Origin of the sequence: Streptomyces sp. NPDC079020, from assembly GCF_044542225.1 — a bacterium.
GTDB lineage: Bacteria > Actinomycetota > Actinomycetes > Streptomycetales > Streptomycetaceae > Streptomyces.
This window is the reverse complement of the sequence record NZ_JBITUB010000011.1, coordinates 187,942-203,023: the sequence shown is the minus strand read 5'-3', so window position 1 is coordinate 203,023 and position 15,082 is coordinate 187,942. Positions and strand designations below refer to the sequence as shown.

General features: G+C 73.7%; 10 protein-coding genes. 1 reads left to right on the top strand and 9 read right to left on the bottom strand.

What is annotated here, in order from left to right; translation table 11 throughout:
• Window positions 1-59: 59 nt before the first annotated feature.
• From ACIGJO_RS23830 to ACIGJO_RS23805, 6 genes are all read right to left on the bottom strand, one after another.
• Window positions 60-1,340: a cytochrome P450 gene (locus ACIGJO_RS23830; RefSeq protein WP_399961271.1), complete on the bottom strand. Its 1,281-nt coding sequence runs from the start codon at window positions 1,338-1,340 to the stop codon at window positions 60-62.
• Between the two features lie 182 nt (window positions 1,341-1,522).
• Window positions 1,523-4,129, bottom strand: coding sequence for a tetratricopeptide repeat protein (locus tag ACIGJO_RS23825; RefSeq protein ID WP_399961120.1), 2,607 nt, complete (start codon window positions 4,127-4,129; stop codon window positions 1,523-1,525).
• Between the two features lie 41 nt (window positions 4,130-4,170).
• Window positions 4,171-5,205: a nucleoside triphosphate pyrophosphohydrolase gene (locus ACIGJO_RS23820; RefSeq protein WP_399961118.1), complete on the bottom strand. Its 1,035-nt coding sequence runs from the start codon at window positions 5,203-5,205 to the stop codon at window positions 4,171-4,173.
• Window positions 5,206-5,267: 62 nt separating this feature from the next.
• Entirely contained in the window at window positions 5,268-5,921 is a 654-nt protein-coding gene (locus ACIGJO_RS23815) for a SurA N-terminal domain-containing protein (RefSeq protein ID WP_399961116.1), read from the bottom strand.
• A 139-nt stretch (window positions 5,922-6,060) separates the two neighbouring features.
• Window positions 6,061-6,465, bottom strand: coding sequence for a GtrA family protein (locus ACIGJO_RS23810; RefSeq protein ID WP_399961113.1), 405 nt, complete (start codon window positions 6,463-6,465; stop codon window positions 6,061-6,063).
• 53 nt (window positions 6,466-6,518) lie between these two features.
• Complete coding sequence (locus tag ACIGJO_RS23805) at window positions 6,519-7,481, bottom strand: glycosyltransferase family 2 protein (protein WP_399961111.1); 963 nt, start codon at window positions 7,479-7,481, stop codon at window positions 6,519-6,521.
• A 123-nt stretch (window positions 7,482-7,604) separates the two neighbouring features.
• Between ACIGJO_RS23805 and ACIGJO_RS23800 the strand changes: the two genes are divergently transcribed.
• Complete coding sequence (locus ACIGJO_RS23800) at window positions 7,605-10,316, top strand: YfhO family protein (protein ID WP_399961109.1); 2,712 nt, start codon at window positions 7,605-7,607, stop codon at window positions 10,314-10,316.
• Window positions 10,317-10,332: 16 nt separating this feature from the next.
• On the opposite strand, the gene ACIGJO_RS23795 is transcribed toward ACIGJO_RS23800, so the two are convergent.
• The 3 genes from ACIGJO_RS23795 to ACIGJO_RS23785 form a co-directional block, all read right to left on the bottom strand.
• Window positions 10,333-11,901, bottom strand: a complete 1,569-nt coding sequence (locus ACIGJO_RS23795) for a protein kinase (RefSeq protein WP_399961107.1) — start codon at window positions 11,899-11,901, stop codon at window positions 10,333-10,335.
• Window positions 11,898-12,554, bottom strand: a complete 657-nt coding sequence (locus tag ACIGJO_RS23790; protein WP_399961105.1) for a hypothetical protein — start codon at window positions 12,552-12,554, stop codon at window positions 11,898-11,900. The genes ACIGJO_RS23795 and ACIGJO_RS23790 overlap by 4 nt, the downstream gene beginning before the upstream one ends.
• 100 nt (window positions 12,555-12,654) lie before the next feature.
• Window positions 12,655-14,859 (bottom strand): N-6 DNA methylase, encoded by a 2,205-nt coding sequence (locus ACIGJO_RS23785; RefSeq protein WP_399961103.1) that lies wholly within the window; start codon window positions 14,857-14,859, stop codon window positions 12,655-12,657.
• Window positions 14,860-15,082 lie beyond the last annotated feature (223 nt).

The following is a 15,082-nucleotide window of genomic DNA, read 5'->3' as shown; positions in this document are numbered from 1 at the left end:
TGAACCTAGCGGGACTTGAACGTGTGTCACAAGTCGATGCAGCGCAGATCACGTGAAAGTCACAGAGTTGACGCAGCGTCACTTCCGTCGTGCCGCAGTCCCGGGGTGAACTCCACCGGCAGCGTGCGCAGTCCACGCATGATGAGACCTCCACGCCACCGCAAATCGGTCGGTTCTCCCGCAAGTCGCAGATCCGGAAGGCGTCGCAGCAGCGTCGCGATCGCGGCCTGCCCCTCCAGCCGGGCGAGCGGTGCTCCCAGGCAGTAGTGGATGCCGTGCCCATAACCGAGGTGCTGATTGTCACGCCGTGCGAGGTCGAGCGTGTCCGGGTCGTCGAACCGGTCCGGGTCCCGGTCGGCCGCGGCGAGCACGACGAGCACGGGATCGCCCGCGGCGATGTCCCGCCCCCCGAGCGTCAGTGCCTCGGTCGCGAAGCGCCAGGTGGCCAGCTCCACCGGTCCGTCGTACCGCAGCAGTTCCTCGACGCCCGTGGCCAGCAGCTCCGTGTCCCCCGCGTCGAGCGCGCGCTCGAGAAGCGCGCGCTGTCCGGGGTGGCGCAGCAGGGCGTACGTACCGTTCCCGATGAGGTTGACCGTGGTCTCGAATCCGGCGAAGAGAAGGATGAAGGCCATCGCGGCGGCCTCGTTCTCGGTGAGGTGCTCGCCGTGGTCGCTCGCCCGGATCAGACCCGAGATCAGGTCGTCGTCCTCGCCCCCGGCCCCCAGGCCCTCCCGCTTGCGGTGGATGAGCTCCGCGAGATAGCCGCGCATCTTCTTGACCGACCGGGCCACCCCGCCGCGCGGGCCGCCGCCGTGGCGGATCATCATGCCCGCCCAGTCCCGGAAATCGTCCTGGTCCTCGCGCGGAACGCCCAGCAGATCGCAGATGGCGTAGATGGGGAGCGGGAAGGCGAAGTCATGGATGAGGTCCGCCTTCCCCTCCTCGATGAAGTTGTCGATGAGGCGGTCCGTCAGCTCCTGCACGCGCGGCGCGAACTCCGCGACCCGGCGCGGAGTGAACGCCTTGGAGACGAGCCGGCGCAGCCGGGTGTGGTCCGGCGGGTCGATGTTCAGCAGATGCGTCATCAGCTCCGCCTTGCGCTCCCCCGGGATGCCCGTCTTCCCCCTGGCGTGCGCCGGCTCGGCGTGGTGCGCCGGGTTCTTGGAGAGCCGGGAGTCGGCGAGAGCCTGCTTGGCGTCCGCGTACCGCGTCACGAGCCAGGCCTCGACCCCGCTGGGCAGCGTCGTCCGGTGTACGGGACTGTGCTCGCGGAGCCATGCGTAGGCGGGGTACGGGTCGGTGGCGAACTCCCAGGTGAAGAGTTCGGGGGCGGGGGGCACGGGCGCGGGGGCCGCGTCTCCGGGGGCGCCGGGGGCGTGCGGGCAGACGGGAGCAGGAGCGGGCGCTGGGGCGTCGGCTGAGGGCTCGGCGGCGTCGGAGTGCGCGGGAGCGGAGGCGTCGGAGTGCGCGGGAGCGGAGGCGTCGGCGGGGGGCTCGGCTGAGGGCTCGGCGGGGCTGGCGTTCACCCCTCGACGTTATCCGGGGCGGCGGCACGGCTTCTTCGCAGCTCGGCGAGGATGTCCCAGGTCGAGGCCGGGCGGTCCACGGCCTCGATGTCGTTCACCGCGTAGGCAGGGCTCCGCCGCAGCTTCTCACGGACTGCCGAGACCACGTGGCCCCCTTGGGCGACGGCCGCGGCCTCGACGTCGTCCGCCACGTTCCTGCCACTCTGCCGCAGCTCCTCACGGATGGCGTCGACCGCATGATTGCCGACTTCCGCGGCCCTGCCGAACCATTCCTCCGCCTCGGCGTACTGTCCCTCGTCCCACAGCATGATCGCGAGTGCGACAGCGGCGTAGTAGCTGCCCCGTGCGTGGCCCTCCTCGAACCAGCGCCGTGCCTCCTGCGTCTCGCCCCTGCCACGCAGCACGTGGGCGAGGTTGGTCGCCGCGCTGGGGCTGCCTCCTTCGGCCGAGGCCTGGTAGAGCCGTTCGATCTCTGGGTCGGTCGGGTCCCGCTCGGCCAGGAGCAGCGCGAGGTTGTTGCCCGCCCGGGACGTCGCGGCCGGGTCGTCCGTATTGGCGAGGGCCCTGCGGTACAGGGCCTCCGCCACCTCCGGCTCCTGCCAGTCGTGGAAGACGTTGCCGAGGCCCGCCGCGGACGCCTCGTGCCCGTTCTCCAGGGCCTGGACGTACCAGCGGCGCGCGCCATGGGTATCCCCTGCCGCCACCGCCACATCGCCCAGCCGGTGCGCGGCCGCACCGTCGCCTGCCTGCGCGGCCAGCGTCAGCCAGTGCGCCGAACGTTCGGCCAGGGCCGCGCCGAGCTCGCGCTGCGCCCCCGCATCTCCCGCCTCCGCCGCGGCCTCCAGATACGGGATCGCCGCCGCCGTCTCGTCCCGGGCGGCCAGCGCCTTCCCCACCAGGGCGGCAGCCTCGGTGCTGCCCGCGTCCGCCGCCCTGCGGAACCAGCCCTCCGAGGCGGCCTCGTCACCGAACTCCCCATCGATCCGGCCGAGCACCATCAGGATGTCCGGGTCACCGTCCGCGTCCGGCTCCAGCGCCGCGTGGGCCCGCTGATGGACGTCGGCGCGGAGCGTGCTGACACCGCGCACCACTTCGAGGGCGAGCGGCCACATCCCCAGGGGCACCGGGGAGGCGAAGCCCGGCGCCCGGTCGTGTGCGTCCGCCACCAGGGAGTGGTAGACCCGCCAGGTGTTCTCGCCCCGGCCCGCCACGAGCATTCCGGTCACCCCGTGCCGGACGCCGGACGCCCAGGCGAGGGCGTCCACGAAGCTCTCCCGCTCGGCCCGGACGTACTCCGCCCCGTACAACCGGTGCGCCCGGCGCAGCACGTCGAGCGCGAGATCGTCACCGGCCCCGCAGCGGGCCAGGTCGATCGCGGCGCGCACCAGCAGATGTCCGCGCGGGTGGGCGTTGGCGCGGCGGGCGCGACGCCATTCGTCCGCGAGCTCGGGGCCGATGGCCAGATACTCGGTGACGCCCTGGTCGTTGCCTGCGTAGTACGCGCCCACCAGCCGGCGGTCGGACATGTTCTCGACCAGCCTCGACATCTCGCCCAGGCTCCATTCCCGGCTCAGCTCGACCGGTTCCACGCCGATCAGCACCCGGGCGCTCGCGGACGTGCCGAAGCGGTGTACGTCGTACGCCTCGTCGCCCATCGTGGCGATCACCGGCGTGCTCCGCGCGGCCAGGTCGGCGAGCACCGCCGCGGTCAGGCCGTTCTCGCCGAGGTGGCCCTCCAGGTCGTCGAGCCACAGGACGGCGTTCTCGCCGTGCCGCTCGCGCAGGACGGCGGGCAGGCCCCGCAGGTCGGTTCCGGGCGGGGGTGCGTAGATCCGCGTCGTGCCGGAGAGGTTGCTGAACAGTGCCGCCCAGGCCGTCCTGGTCTTCCCCGACAGCGGCTCCCCGGTCACCAGGACCAGCCCGCCGGACCGGGCCGCCTCCCGGACCAGCGCGCCCAGCCGCGTGTCGCAGTCCCGTCCCGTATATACGGGCAGGACGGGCTCTTCGGGGAGCTTGCGGCTGCGCCGCACGCCGAGGGCGACCGGGTCGGCCCGGCCGAGCTGCGGCCAGTCGGTGACCGGGGGCGGGACGTGGTACGCGTGCGGTCCGAAGTAGTTGTTGTTCTGTACGCCATTGCCCTGGACGGGGCCGGTGAACACGCCGTCCCGGAGATCGGAGCGGTGGTCGCCGGACGGGGCGCGGAAGCCGGAGCTGTTGTCGCCGCCGAATCCGTCGTGGCGGATCGTCCCGGACTGGATCACGGGGCCGTGGACCGTACCGCCCGACACGGCGTCCGGCCCGCCGTTGCCGCGAGCCGGTGCTGAGGGTTCCCGGTCCGTTTCAGCACGGTACAGAGCCTTCACCAGCGCGGTCAGGAGGAGCGGACGTTCCAGGTTCTCAAGCATCGCGTACATGGCCGACCTGGTCGTATTGGCCCCGCTCGGGTGCTCGCCCAACGCGAACCGGAAAACGGCCAGGTCGTTGTCGGAGAGGCCGGGGCCACTCTCCGGACCCAGCAGGACGGCCGCCCTGAACTTCTCCCACTCCCCGCCCGCCATCACCCGCATCAAGTCATCGGCCAGCGATTCCAGTTCCGCGCTCACGCCCTGTCCCCCACACCTCGAACGGCCCTGGCATCACCGTACTAACGGGTGTTGCCCTCCGCTGCCAGGATCGCGTCCCGGTAGGCACGGGCGGCGGCGCGCAGGGCGGCCTCCGGGTCGATGCCGTCGCCTTCGGCGCGCACGGCGAGGGCGAGGAGTTCGTATCCGATGGAGCCGCCGGTGGAGCCGTCGGCGAAATCTCCCGTGGAATCTCCCGTGGAGTCGCCCGTGGAGTCGCCCGTGGGCAGGGCGACTTCGAGCCCGGCGGTACGGACACGGCTGCCGAGCTTGGCCGCGAGGGCCAGACCGGGCTGGCCGAGGGGAACGCCGTCGGTGACCGAGTCGCGCTGCTTCTCGATCGCCTTGGTCCGCAGCCAGTGCGCGCGGACGTCCTCCGGGGTCTCGGCGGTCGCGTCGCCGAAGACATGCGGGTGGCGGTGGATCAGCTTCTCCACGAGACCGGCCGCGACATCGTCGACGGCGAACGGGTCCTCGGGGTCCTCCTCGGCGATCCGCGCGTGGAGGACGACCTGGAGCAGGACGTCCCCGAGCTCCTCGCGCAGCTCGTCGCGGTCACCGTCCTCGATCGCCTCGACCAGCTCGTACGCCTCCTCGATGGCGTACTTGGCGAGGCCCTGGTGCGTCTTCTGCGAGGTCCACGGGCAGGCGCGCCTGATCCGGTCCATCACCTCGACCACGTCCAGGAGCCGGGCGCCCGGCAGGTCGTACGAACCGGGCAGCAGCTCCAGATCGGGCATCGCCACCCGGCCCGAGCCGCCGAGGCGGGCCAGTCCGTCGGTGAGCGGCCGGTTGCCCTCGCCGCCGGCCAGCACCACCACGCTCCGGCCGCCCGCGCAGTCGGCGACGAGCTCCTCGGCGGTCGGGGCGGCGTGCTCGACCGCGACCCCGGCCTCGCGCAGATAGGGCAGCTGCGGGTGGTCCGGCTCGGCGCAGAGCACGCGGTCGGCCGCGTGCAGCGTCTGCCACGCGGGCCAGGACAGCAGTCCGGGGGCGACCCGGTGGCTGGCGGTGAGCAGGACGATACGGCCGGGGCCGCCGGGGGCTTCAGCGTTCACCCCTCGAACCTACCCCGGCCCCGCGGCAGGGCCCATGACGGCCGGATCCGGCCCGGGGCCGCTCAGGCGCCGGCCTGGGTGCCGGGCTCCTCGGCCTTGGTGAGCTGGGTGATCCAGGACGCCTTGTAGTCGCCGAGCTGGAGCTTCTGGTCGTCCCAGGCGCCGAAGCGCGGGTTGACGTCGATGTGCAGGGCCTCCGACGCCTTGGTGAGGGCCTCGCCCACGGCCTGCTGCCCGGCGGGGGAACCGAGGTCGGCGCCGAGGGCCTCGGCCAGCTTCGGCAGCTGGACGTCCCGGCGCATGTCGCCGTCGATCTGGTCCGGGGCCACCCAGCGCTGCTGGAGCATCATCGCCTTCAGCTGCTCCTCTCCCCCGGACCGGGCGGCGCTCGCGAGGCGTGCCTCCTGGATCTCCTTGCGGCTGACGCTCACCCCGGCGTCCTCGGCGGCGCGGTCCAGGATCTGGCCGAAGATCAGGCTGTGCAGCTTGGCCCGGCCCAGCTGTCCGGACCTGTTCACCAGCTGGGCCGCCTGCGGCGAGCTCCGCTGGGCGCTGCGGACGTCCGCGGCCTGTGCCTGGACCGTCGACACCTCGATCCGGTCCCCGCCGACGACGGCGGCGGCGCCGGGGTGGGCCTGGCTGCCGCAGGCGGAGAGAAGCGGTGCCGCGACGAGCAGTGCGGCGGAGACGGAGAGCGCGGTGCGACGGCGGTGCAAAGGAGCCTCCCGGGGAGAGTTTGTGCATCAGTGCACAAGGCCTTGCGGTGATCGATGTTAGGCAGTGGACGTGGTTCGGGCCACCGATTCGACCAACGATTCGGGAGGAGTTGGGGATGTGGGGCCGGTACGGGGCCGATCAGGGCATCTGTTCGACCGCGGGCCCCGGCCGCCGGTCCGGCCGCAGCATGATCGTGCGGGAGACCACGAACGTGACCGGGATGGCGGCCGCGGCGGCGATCAGCGGGGCGTAGCGGCTGCTGAACCCGGCCAGGCCGACCAGGACGTACACACCGCCGGTCGTGATGAGGAAGTTGGCGGCGTTGGTGAGCGGGAAGAGCAGGAACTTCCGCCAGGTGGGGCGGGTGCGGTAGGTGAAGCGGCAGTTGAGGAAGAAGGACCCGGTCATGGAGGGCGCGAAGGCGAGGACGTGCGCGGCGATGTACGGCAGCCAGGTCAGCAGCGCCAGGTAGCAGAGGTAGTACGTGCCGGTGTTCACGACGCCGACCAGGGCGAATCTGATCAGCTGCCCGATGACCGGCATCCTTCGCGCGGCGCCTTTCGCCGGCGCGGTTTCGACGGGTGTGCGGGGCTGATTCACCGGCGTACGAGTTCCTGAGGCGGGTGCGGCTGCTGTGGCGTAGCGATATTGGACGCCTTCACCAGGAAGTGCGGGCGGCGCTTCACCTCGTAGTAAATACGCCCCACGTATTCGCCGACGACTCCCACCATCACCATCTGCACCCCGGCGAGGGCGGTGACCACGACGAGGAGCGTGACATAGCCGGGCGTGTCGACGCCCCGCACCATCGCGACGCCGACGATCCAGGCGGCGTACGCGAGCGCGACGGAGAGCAGCAGCAGACCGAGGTGGAGCGCGGCGCGCAGTGGCTTGTTGTTGAAGGAGAGCAGTCCGTCGAGGCCGTAGTTGAGGAGCTTCCCGAAGGTCCAGGCGGAACGGCCCTGTTCACGGGTGGCGTTCTCGTAGCTGAACGTCGTCGTGCGGAAGCCGACCCAGGAGAACAGCCCCTTGGAGAAGCGGTTGTACTCGGTGAGTCCGAGTAAGGCGTCGACGGTCCGGCGGGACAGCAGCCGGAAGTCGCCCACGCCGTCGACGAGTTCCACGTCCACGAGACGGTTGATCAGCCAGTAGTAGGCGCGGGCCGCGACCGTACGGGTCACGCGGTCGCCCTTGCGGGTGCGGCGGGCGATCACCTGGTCGTGGCCGCCGGCGTGCTCCTCCAGCATGCGGCCGATGAGCTCCGGCGGGTGCTGGAGGTCGGCGTCCATGATGACGACGGCGTCGCCCTCGGCGTGCTGGAGGCCGGCGAGCATGGCCGCCTCCTTGCCGAAGTTGCGGCTGAAGGAGAGATAGCGGGCGCGCGGGTCGGCCGCGGCGAGCCTCTCCAGGATCTCCAGGGTCGCGTCCCCGCTCCCGTCGTCGACATAGACGAGCTGGAATTCATGCCCCAGCCGCGCCATTTCGTCCGTGACACGTACGTGGAAGCGTTCGAGGATTTCCTCCTCGTCGAAACACGGCACCACTATCGAGATCAGCACGGAAGTACATCAACCCGCCCAGATGTCGGAACCCGATGCTCCATATGGCCGACGGGCGTCATTCTTGTGAACTGGTGCAATTCTTAACCGAGTTGAGCCTTCGGCGCTGGCATATTTCTCCGTATGCCGAACTCCCGCCCCCGCGCATCGGCCTGCGCTCTCGCCGCGCTGGTCACCGTCGCCGCCGTGCGCGCGGGCGACGCCGCGGCCCGCAGCTTCCCCTTCGGACCGCGCACCCGCAGCGTCAATGACCTGGGCAACCAGTTCGTGCCGTTCCACACCCGGCTGTGGGACCTGCTGCACGGGCGGGCCGACGGCGGAGTGCTCCTCAACTGGCAGTCGGGGTTCGGGACGAGCTTCCTGCCGGACCTCGGCACCTATCTGACGAGCCCGTTCGCCCTGCTCGTCGGTGTCTTCCCGCGCGACCGCATCGATCTGGCCCTCTACACGGTGACCCTGCTGAAGATGGCCTCGGCGGCCGCCGCCATGGCGTTCCTGCTGCCGGCCCTGCGCGGCGGGCACCGGTGGGCGGCCGGGGCGCTGGGCGCCTCGTACGCCCTGTGCGGCTGGTCGGTCGCCGAGGCCTCGTACAACCCGATGTGGCTGGACGGTCTCGTCGCGCTGCCGCTGCTGTGCCTGGCCGGGGAGTGGGCGCGGACGGGGCGGCACCGGGTGGCGGCTCCGCTGGTCGTGGCCGTGCTGTGGACCGCCAACTTCTACACGGCCTATATGGCGACCCTCGGGGCGGCGTTGGTGCTGGTGGTGCGGCTGGTGACCGAGTCGCGGGACCGGCGGACGGCGGGACGGGGGCTGCTGCGGGCCACCGGGACGGTGACGCTCGGGATCGGGCTCGCCGCGCCCGTCCTGCTTCCCGTCTACCTCGGCACGAAACACGCGTACCCCGGCTGGACGCGCCCCTTCGCCCCCGCCGCCTGGCCCGACGTCCTGGCCCGGCTGCTTCCCGCCACGTACGGCTTCTTCACCCCCGCGCTCTTCCTGGGCACCGGCACCCTGCTGCTGGCCTGCGCGCTCGCCTTCCAGCGGTCCGTGCCGCACCGCGAGCGGTGGGCGTGGACGGGACTGGTGGCGGCCGTGGCGCTGTCCTTGCAGTGGGGGCCGGCACATCTCCTCTGGCACGCCTTCGCGACGCCCAACGGAAGCCCCTACCGGCAGACGTTCGTCCTGGCCGGGCTCCTCGTGATCGCCGCCTGGATCGCGGTGTCGTACGGCTGGCCGGGGTGGCGCGCCCTGCTCGGCGGGGGCGCGGTCGTGGCGGCACTCGCGGTGGCGGCCTCGTCGAGCGGTCTGGTCACCCGGTGGACGTATCCGCTGTTCGCCGCGGGTCTGCTGGCGGCGGGGGCGGCGGCGGTGCTGGCCCGGCGGGCCCAGGGGGGCGGGCGGCGGTGGTACGCCCTGCCGGCCGTGCTGCTGCTGGTCGGCGCACAGGCCGGGCAGGCCGCCGCCACGACCGCGTACGCCGACCGGCAGCGCCTCGTACGGCTCGACGACTACGCGCCCTGGGGCGCACGGCAGAGCGCGCAGGCCCGGGCGGTGGCCGGGGCCGACGGCTGGCCGCGCCACCGCACCGACCCGGGCCGCGAGCCGACCACCGCCAATGACCCGCTGGTGGTCGGCGGCCAGGGCGGCGCGTACTACAGCAGCCACACGCCGGACGTCCTGACCCGCACGATGCGGGCCCTCGGCGGTGGCTGGACATCACGCGGCCGCGCCGTCCAGAGCCTCGACAACCCGGTCACCGACACGGTGTTCTCCATCGGGGCGCGCCTGCGCACGCCCCCCGACCCGCATCAGCCGTGGAACCCGCGCGACGACCGGCCCCCGACGGTGACCCGGGCTCAGGTGCCGCCGTTGGTGACCGTGCGCGGACCGGACTCCGGCCGTGCGCCGGCGTACGGCCCCTCCCCGTTCCGGAACCAGGAGCTGCTGCTCGGCACCACCGTCTACACGGTCCCGGCGACAACGCTGCGGGACACGGCGGGAGTCACGGGGACACCGGGGCAGGGGACGGGTGGCACGGCGGTGCGGCGAGGAGCGGGGACCTACCGGGTGGAGCGCGGCGGTACGTACACCCTGAGCGCCCGCTGCCCGGCCGGGCGCGAGGTGTATCTGTGGGCGCCGGACCTGTTCGGGCGCGCCGCTCTGGCGGACACGGAAGGGGTACGGCTCCAGGGAGACCTGCCCGCGCGGAGCGCGGCGATGGAGCGGCTCGGCACACCCGGAGGACCGGGCGGGGGCGCGCCCCCGGGGCCGGCCGGCGGCACGTCCGGACACCGAGCCGGGGGCGCGGCCGGGGGCGCGGGCGGGGGCGCGGGCGGGGGCGCGGGCGGGGGCGCGGGCGGGGGCGGGGGCGGGGGCGGGGGCGCGGGCGGGGGCGCGGGCGGGGGCGCTCCCGTGCGGGTCACCGTGCGGCCCGAGCGGGACGGGACCGTGCCGCACTCCGCCATCGGCTGCCTGGACCGGACCCGGCTGGCCGCTGCCGTGACCGCCCTGACGCGCACCGGCGCGGCCTCCGTCCGCGTCAGCGGCGACGGGGTACGGGCCGAACTCCCGCCCGGCACCGCGGGAACCGCCGTGCTGGCCGCGCCCCGGATCGCCGGGTGGCGCTGCGAGGGCCGGCCGGCCGACTCCTACCTGGGGCTGGTCGCCATGCCCGTACCCGCCGGTGCCACGTCGGTCGGCTGCGCGTTCCGGCCGCCGGGGCTGCGCGCGGGAGTCGTCGCGGGGGCGGTCGCCCTGCTCGTGCTGCTGGCGACGGCGGCAGCGGGACGGCCGGGGCCGCGCCGGGCGGCGGCGCGGCCGCGCGGCCGCGCCTGAGCCGGCGGGGACGGGTTCAGCCGCCGCGTACGTCCTGCTGGTGGGCCAGCCGGCGGCGCAGCTCCACGGGCAGCGGGTGGTGCGGCCCGTACACGCGCTCGGCGTCGTACAGCAGGGCCTGGATCTGGGCACGCCCCGCCGCGTGGTCGCCCACCGCGAGGAGCAGGTGCCCGATGCGGTGCCGGATGTCGAAGGCCCGGCCGGGGCCGGTGGTGACCGCGCCGTACACGTTCTCGTAGTACGGGAGGACGGCGCGGTACTCGTCGAGCGCTGCCGCCGCCTCGCCCAGCTGTTCCAGGCACAGCGCCGCGTCGTAGCGGTACTGGAGCGTCTGCGCGTCGGCCGGGCCGGCCTCCGCCGTGCGGTCCTCGGCGAGCCGGCGCAGCTCCGGCAGGGCACGGCGGTACTGGCCGTCGTCCATCAGCGTCGCCGCGTACTGCTTGCGCAGGATCCGGACGACGGGTGAGTGCTCGCCGTGTTCGGCGGCGGCCGCCGGGAGGATGTCCCCGAGGATGTCCACGGCCTGGGTGATCCGGCCCTCGCCGAGCAGCCGCTTCACCTCGTCGACGGCCTGCGCCACATCGGGCCGGGCGGCCGGTGCGGGCACGGGTACGGCGGGGCCGGGCGGACGTGGGGCGGATGCCGGGGCGGTGGCGGATGCCGGGACGGCCCGGTCCGGCCACGGGGCGTGCGGCCGGAGGAAGGGGCGGGTCGGGTCGAGCGGTCCGGCCGGGGTGCCGTGGGCGGGCAGCAGCGGGCGAAGCGTCTCGTACACCTCCTGGGCGGAGGCGGGCCGGTCCTGCGGGTCCTTGGCGAGCAGCCGCAGCACGAGCGCTTCGAGCTGTGCGGGGATCTCGGACCTGAAGCGGCGTACCGGGAGCGGCGGCTCGTAGAGGTGGCGGTGCAGGACACCGAGGGCGGTGGATCCCGCGAACGGGACATCGCCGCTGAGGAGTTCGTGCAGGAGGACGCCGAGCGCGTACAGGTCGGTGTACGGGCCGACAGCGCCGCCCATCGCCTGCTCCGGGGCCATGTAGGCCGGGGAGCCGATCGGTGAACCGGTGTGGGTGAGGCGGGTGGTGTCCGTGTCCAGGACGGAGGCGACGCCCAGGTCGAGCACGGTGACGGTGCCGTCGGGCCGGACCATCACATTGCGGGGCTTGAGGTCGCGGTGGACGATCGGCACGGCGTGCACCGCGGAGAGTACGGCGCAGAGCTGGGCGGCGACCGAGACGGCCCAGGGCCAGGGGTAGGGGACGTGCTCGGCGAGGTGGTCGGCGAGGTCGGCGCCCTCGACGTACTGCATGACGAGGTAGAGGTCGTCGTCGTCGCTGCCCGCGTCGTGGACGGTGACCAGTCCGGGGTGGTCGACCTGGGCGGTGACCCGGCACTCGCGGACGAACCGGCGGCGCAGCTCGTCGGCCGCCTCGCTGCCGGTGGGTCCGGCGACCCGGTCGGGGCGCAGCAGCTTCACGGCGACCCGGCGGTCCAGGCGCTGGTCGTACGCCGTCCACACCTGGCCCATGCCGCCCTGGCCGAGGATGGTGGCCAGCTCGTACCGCCCGGCGATGACACGTCCGCTCACCGCCCCTCGCCCTCCTTGCGGAGGTAGTCGCTCAGCTCGTCCAGCTCGGCGCGGACCTGGTCGAGGCGCTGGGGCGCGGCGGGCCCGGGGGCGGCGGGGTAGCCGTGGCCGGGAGCGGGCGGTGGCGTCGAAACCGCCGTGGCGGCGTACTGGCCGTACGGGGGCCGGGCGTGGGGCTGGGCCTGGGGCTGGGGCTGCGGGTGGAGCTGGGGCTGCTGCGGGGGCCGGCCGTGCGGCTGGGACGGGAACGGGGGCTGCGGCGGGAACCGCAGCTGGTCGCGCCGGTCACCGTACGGACCTTCCGGGCCGTAGTGACGTATCTCCGCGTACAGGTAGTACGCCACCACGCCGACCATGACGCCGAAGATCCAGGTGACCCCGATGAACGCCTCGGCATCCGTCGTCTTGTCGGGGTCCTCGGGCATGGCCAGCATGAACGCGAAGAGCCCGGTGTTGAGCGCGAACACGAGCGCCAGCAGGGCCCAGTCACGGCCCTTGCGGGTGACGATCGCGAGCCTCAGCATCGCCCCCCAGGCCAGGAACCCGAGGCTCAGTACGGTCAGCGCCACAAGAACCACGCGCACCGCGGTCAGCGCCGCCGACGACGGACGACGCTTCGGTGGCTGCTGCGGCGGATAGCCGTAGCCGTGCATGTGCCGCTCCCGGGAGGCGTGTGTGTCGGACGTGTGCTGTGAGCGTATACACCGACACGGACACCCGGTCCCGGGTTGCGCGCGAGCGCTGTGGTTCACATCACTTCGGAGCGACCGTGCCGTCCGTCAGCCCGTCGTACATGCCCTGTACGAGCAGCCCGCCGAGCCGTCCGGCCGCCCGCAGTGCGTCCTCGAACTCGGCGAGCGTGCGGAACTGTTCCCCGTACCGCCGCTGTTCGGCGAGCGGCAGCCGGGGCAGCTGGAGGCGCCGGGCGTCGAGCCGGGTCGCGGTGGAGGCGTAGCTGCTGGCCTGCCGGTTGTTGGCGGTGCCGCGCAGGAATCCGGCGAGGAACCACGGGTCGATCGCGGCCGGATCGGGGCGCAGCAGCTGGAGGTTGCGGCCGAGCACGGCGCCCGCGGTGGCCTCGTCGACGACCCGGGTGACGGAGCCGCCGCCGAGTACGGGGACGACGACGTCGCCGGGCTCCAGGAGTACGGCGTCCTCGGCGCCCTCGGCGGGCGCGGCGGCCGGCGCGGGGGTACCGCTCGGCGCCGTACCGGCCAGCACGTCGTGTTCCGTGAGGACGTGGCCGCCACCGCCGGACCCTCCGGTGCGCAGGTGCAGGGCCCCGGCACGGGCGAGTTCGCCGACGGTGGTCAGGGGCCAGTGGGCCGGCTCGGAGAGATCGGCGGGCGGTGGGGTGAGCCGGGCGGTCAGCCGCAGGGTGTCGGCCAGCCGCTCCCGTACGCCGCTCAGCCCGGCCGCTCCGCCACCGGCGGCGGGGCGCGGCAGATGCCGGGCCGGGGCGAGGTCGACGTCGTCGTCGAGGAGTTCGATGACGGGGACGGCACGGCTGACGCCGGCGGGGCCCGCGGATCCGGCGGAGGCGGCGGGGGGTGCGGGGGCGGCGGAGTGCCCTGTGTGGTGCTGCCAGGCGTCGAGCACGGCCCTGTGCACGGCGGGCCAGTCGATCCGGTCGCGGCCCCCGCCCGCCGGGCTTCCGGGCCCGGCACCGGCCCCGGAGGCGGGTTCGGCGGGCTCGGCCATGTCGACGAGCAGCAGTTCGGGCGCGGGACGCGGGCCGCCCCCCGGCCTGCGCAGGATCCAGAGGTGGAGCGGGATGCCGTACGGGGGCGCGGCACCGGCCGGAAGGGCGATGACCGCGCGGAGCGCCCCCCGGCGCAGGAGGTCGGCGCGGATCCGGCGGCCGGAGCGGCGGGAGGCGGCGGCCGGCGGCATCAGCAGCACGGCGGTGCCGCCGTCCTTGAGGCGGGCCAGGGCGTGCTGGACCCAGGCGAGTTCGGACTCGGTCCGGGCGGGGAAGCCGTACTCCCAGCGCGGGTCGTAGGCCAGTTCGTCGTGGCCCCAGTTGCGTTCGTTGAACGGCGGGTGGCAGAGCACGGCGTCGGCGGCGAGCTGCGGGAAGGCGTCGGCGCGCAGCGTGTCACCGGTGCGCACGGCCAGGACGGTGCCGTCGGCCCCGGGTCCGTCGCGGTGGAGGGCGAGGCGGAGCGCCGTGAGCGCGGCGAGGTCCGGGTCCGCTTCCTGCGCGTACAGGGCGGTGGGCCTGCTGACCGCGCGCAGCAGGGAGCCGGTCCCGGCGGCGGGGTCGAGCACGGTGCGGGCGGGCTGCCTGCCGGTGCCCCTGTCCGTGTCCTTCTCCGGTTCGGCGAGGGCGGCCATCAGCTCCGCGAGACCGGGCGGAGTGAGGGTGTACTGGCGCGGGTTGGCGTCGAGCTGACGGCCGAAGAGGAACTCGAAGCTCTGCCGTGCACCGGATCCGGCGGCGAGTTCGGCGGCGGCGCGCAGCAGCGGGACGGACGGCAGGAGGCAGGCCGCGTCCGGAGTGCGGACCACCCGGGCCGCCGGGTCCGGGAGTTGTCCGGAGCGGCGCGGCGATCCGGCGTCCGGGCCGAAGCGCGCGGTGAGGACGTCGTCGATCGCCTGCGGCAGCACACCGGCCATGCGCTCGTCCGGGACGGCGGCGAGCTCCAGCCAGGCGGTCGGCCGGTCCCTGACGACGAGCAGGGCGCAGCCGGTGTGGATCAGGGCGGTGACGGCTCCCCCCGGATGCCCGGACACCTGCTGCCAGACCCGTTCCCGGAGGGGGATCTCGGCGAGTTTCCCCTGCTCGCGCAGCCATTGCTCCACCTCGGGCAGCGCGAAGGACGGGCTGGTCTCGGTGCCGCCGACGGGCTTGGGGAAGTCGGCGTGGCGTCGGCGCCAGTTACTGACGGCGGCCCGCCCCACCCCCGCGAGCCGCGCGATCCCCGCCGCGGTCACCTCTGTCGCGTTCTCCGGCACTGACCTGTCTCCCCTGATCCGTCCGCGCTGTGTCGGCGAGCATACCGACTTGATGGACCTTCACCGATTCACAGTGTGACCCAACCCCTCCCCCGTGAACCGTGTTGACTCGGTTCACAAGCTCTGCTGTTATTGACCTGTCCCTGCCCCTTCCGGACCGGGACGGCATCCACGTCATCCGTGACGCGTACCGCCCGTTGCCTTCACTCGATTCGTTCCGTAC

What these genes read in the sequence shown, in the direction of transcription:
- ACIGJO_RS23790 (WP_399961105.1), bottom strand. Translation starts at nt 12,554, where the DNA reads ATGCACGGCTACGGCTATCCGCCGCAGCAGCCACCGAAGCGTCGTCCG.
- ACIGJO_RS23800 (WP_399961109.1), top strand. Translation starts at nt 7,605, where the DNA reads ATGCCGAACTCCCGCCCCCGCGCATCGGCCTGCGCTCTCGCCGCGCTG.
- ACIGJO_RS23810 (WP_399961113.1), bottom strand. Translation starts at nt 6,465, where the DNA reads ATGCCGGTCATCGGGCAGCTGATCAGATTCGCCCTGGTCGGCGTCGTG.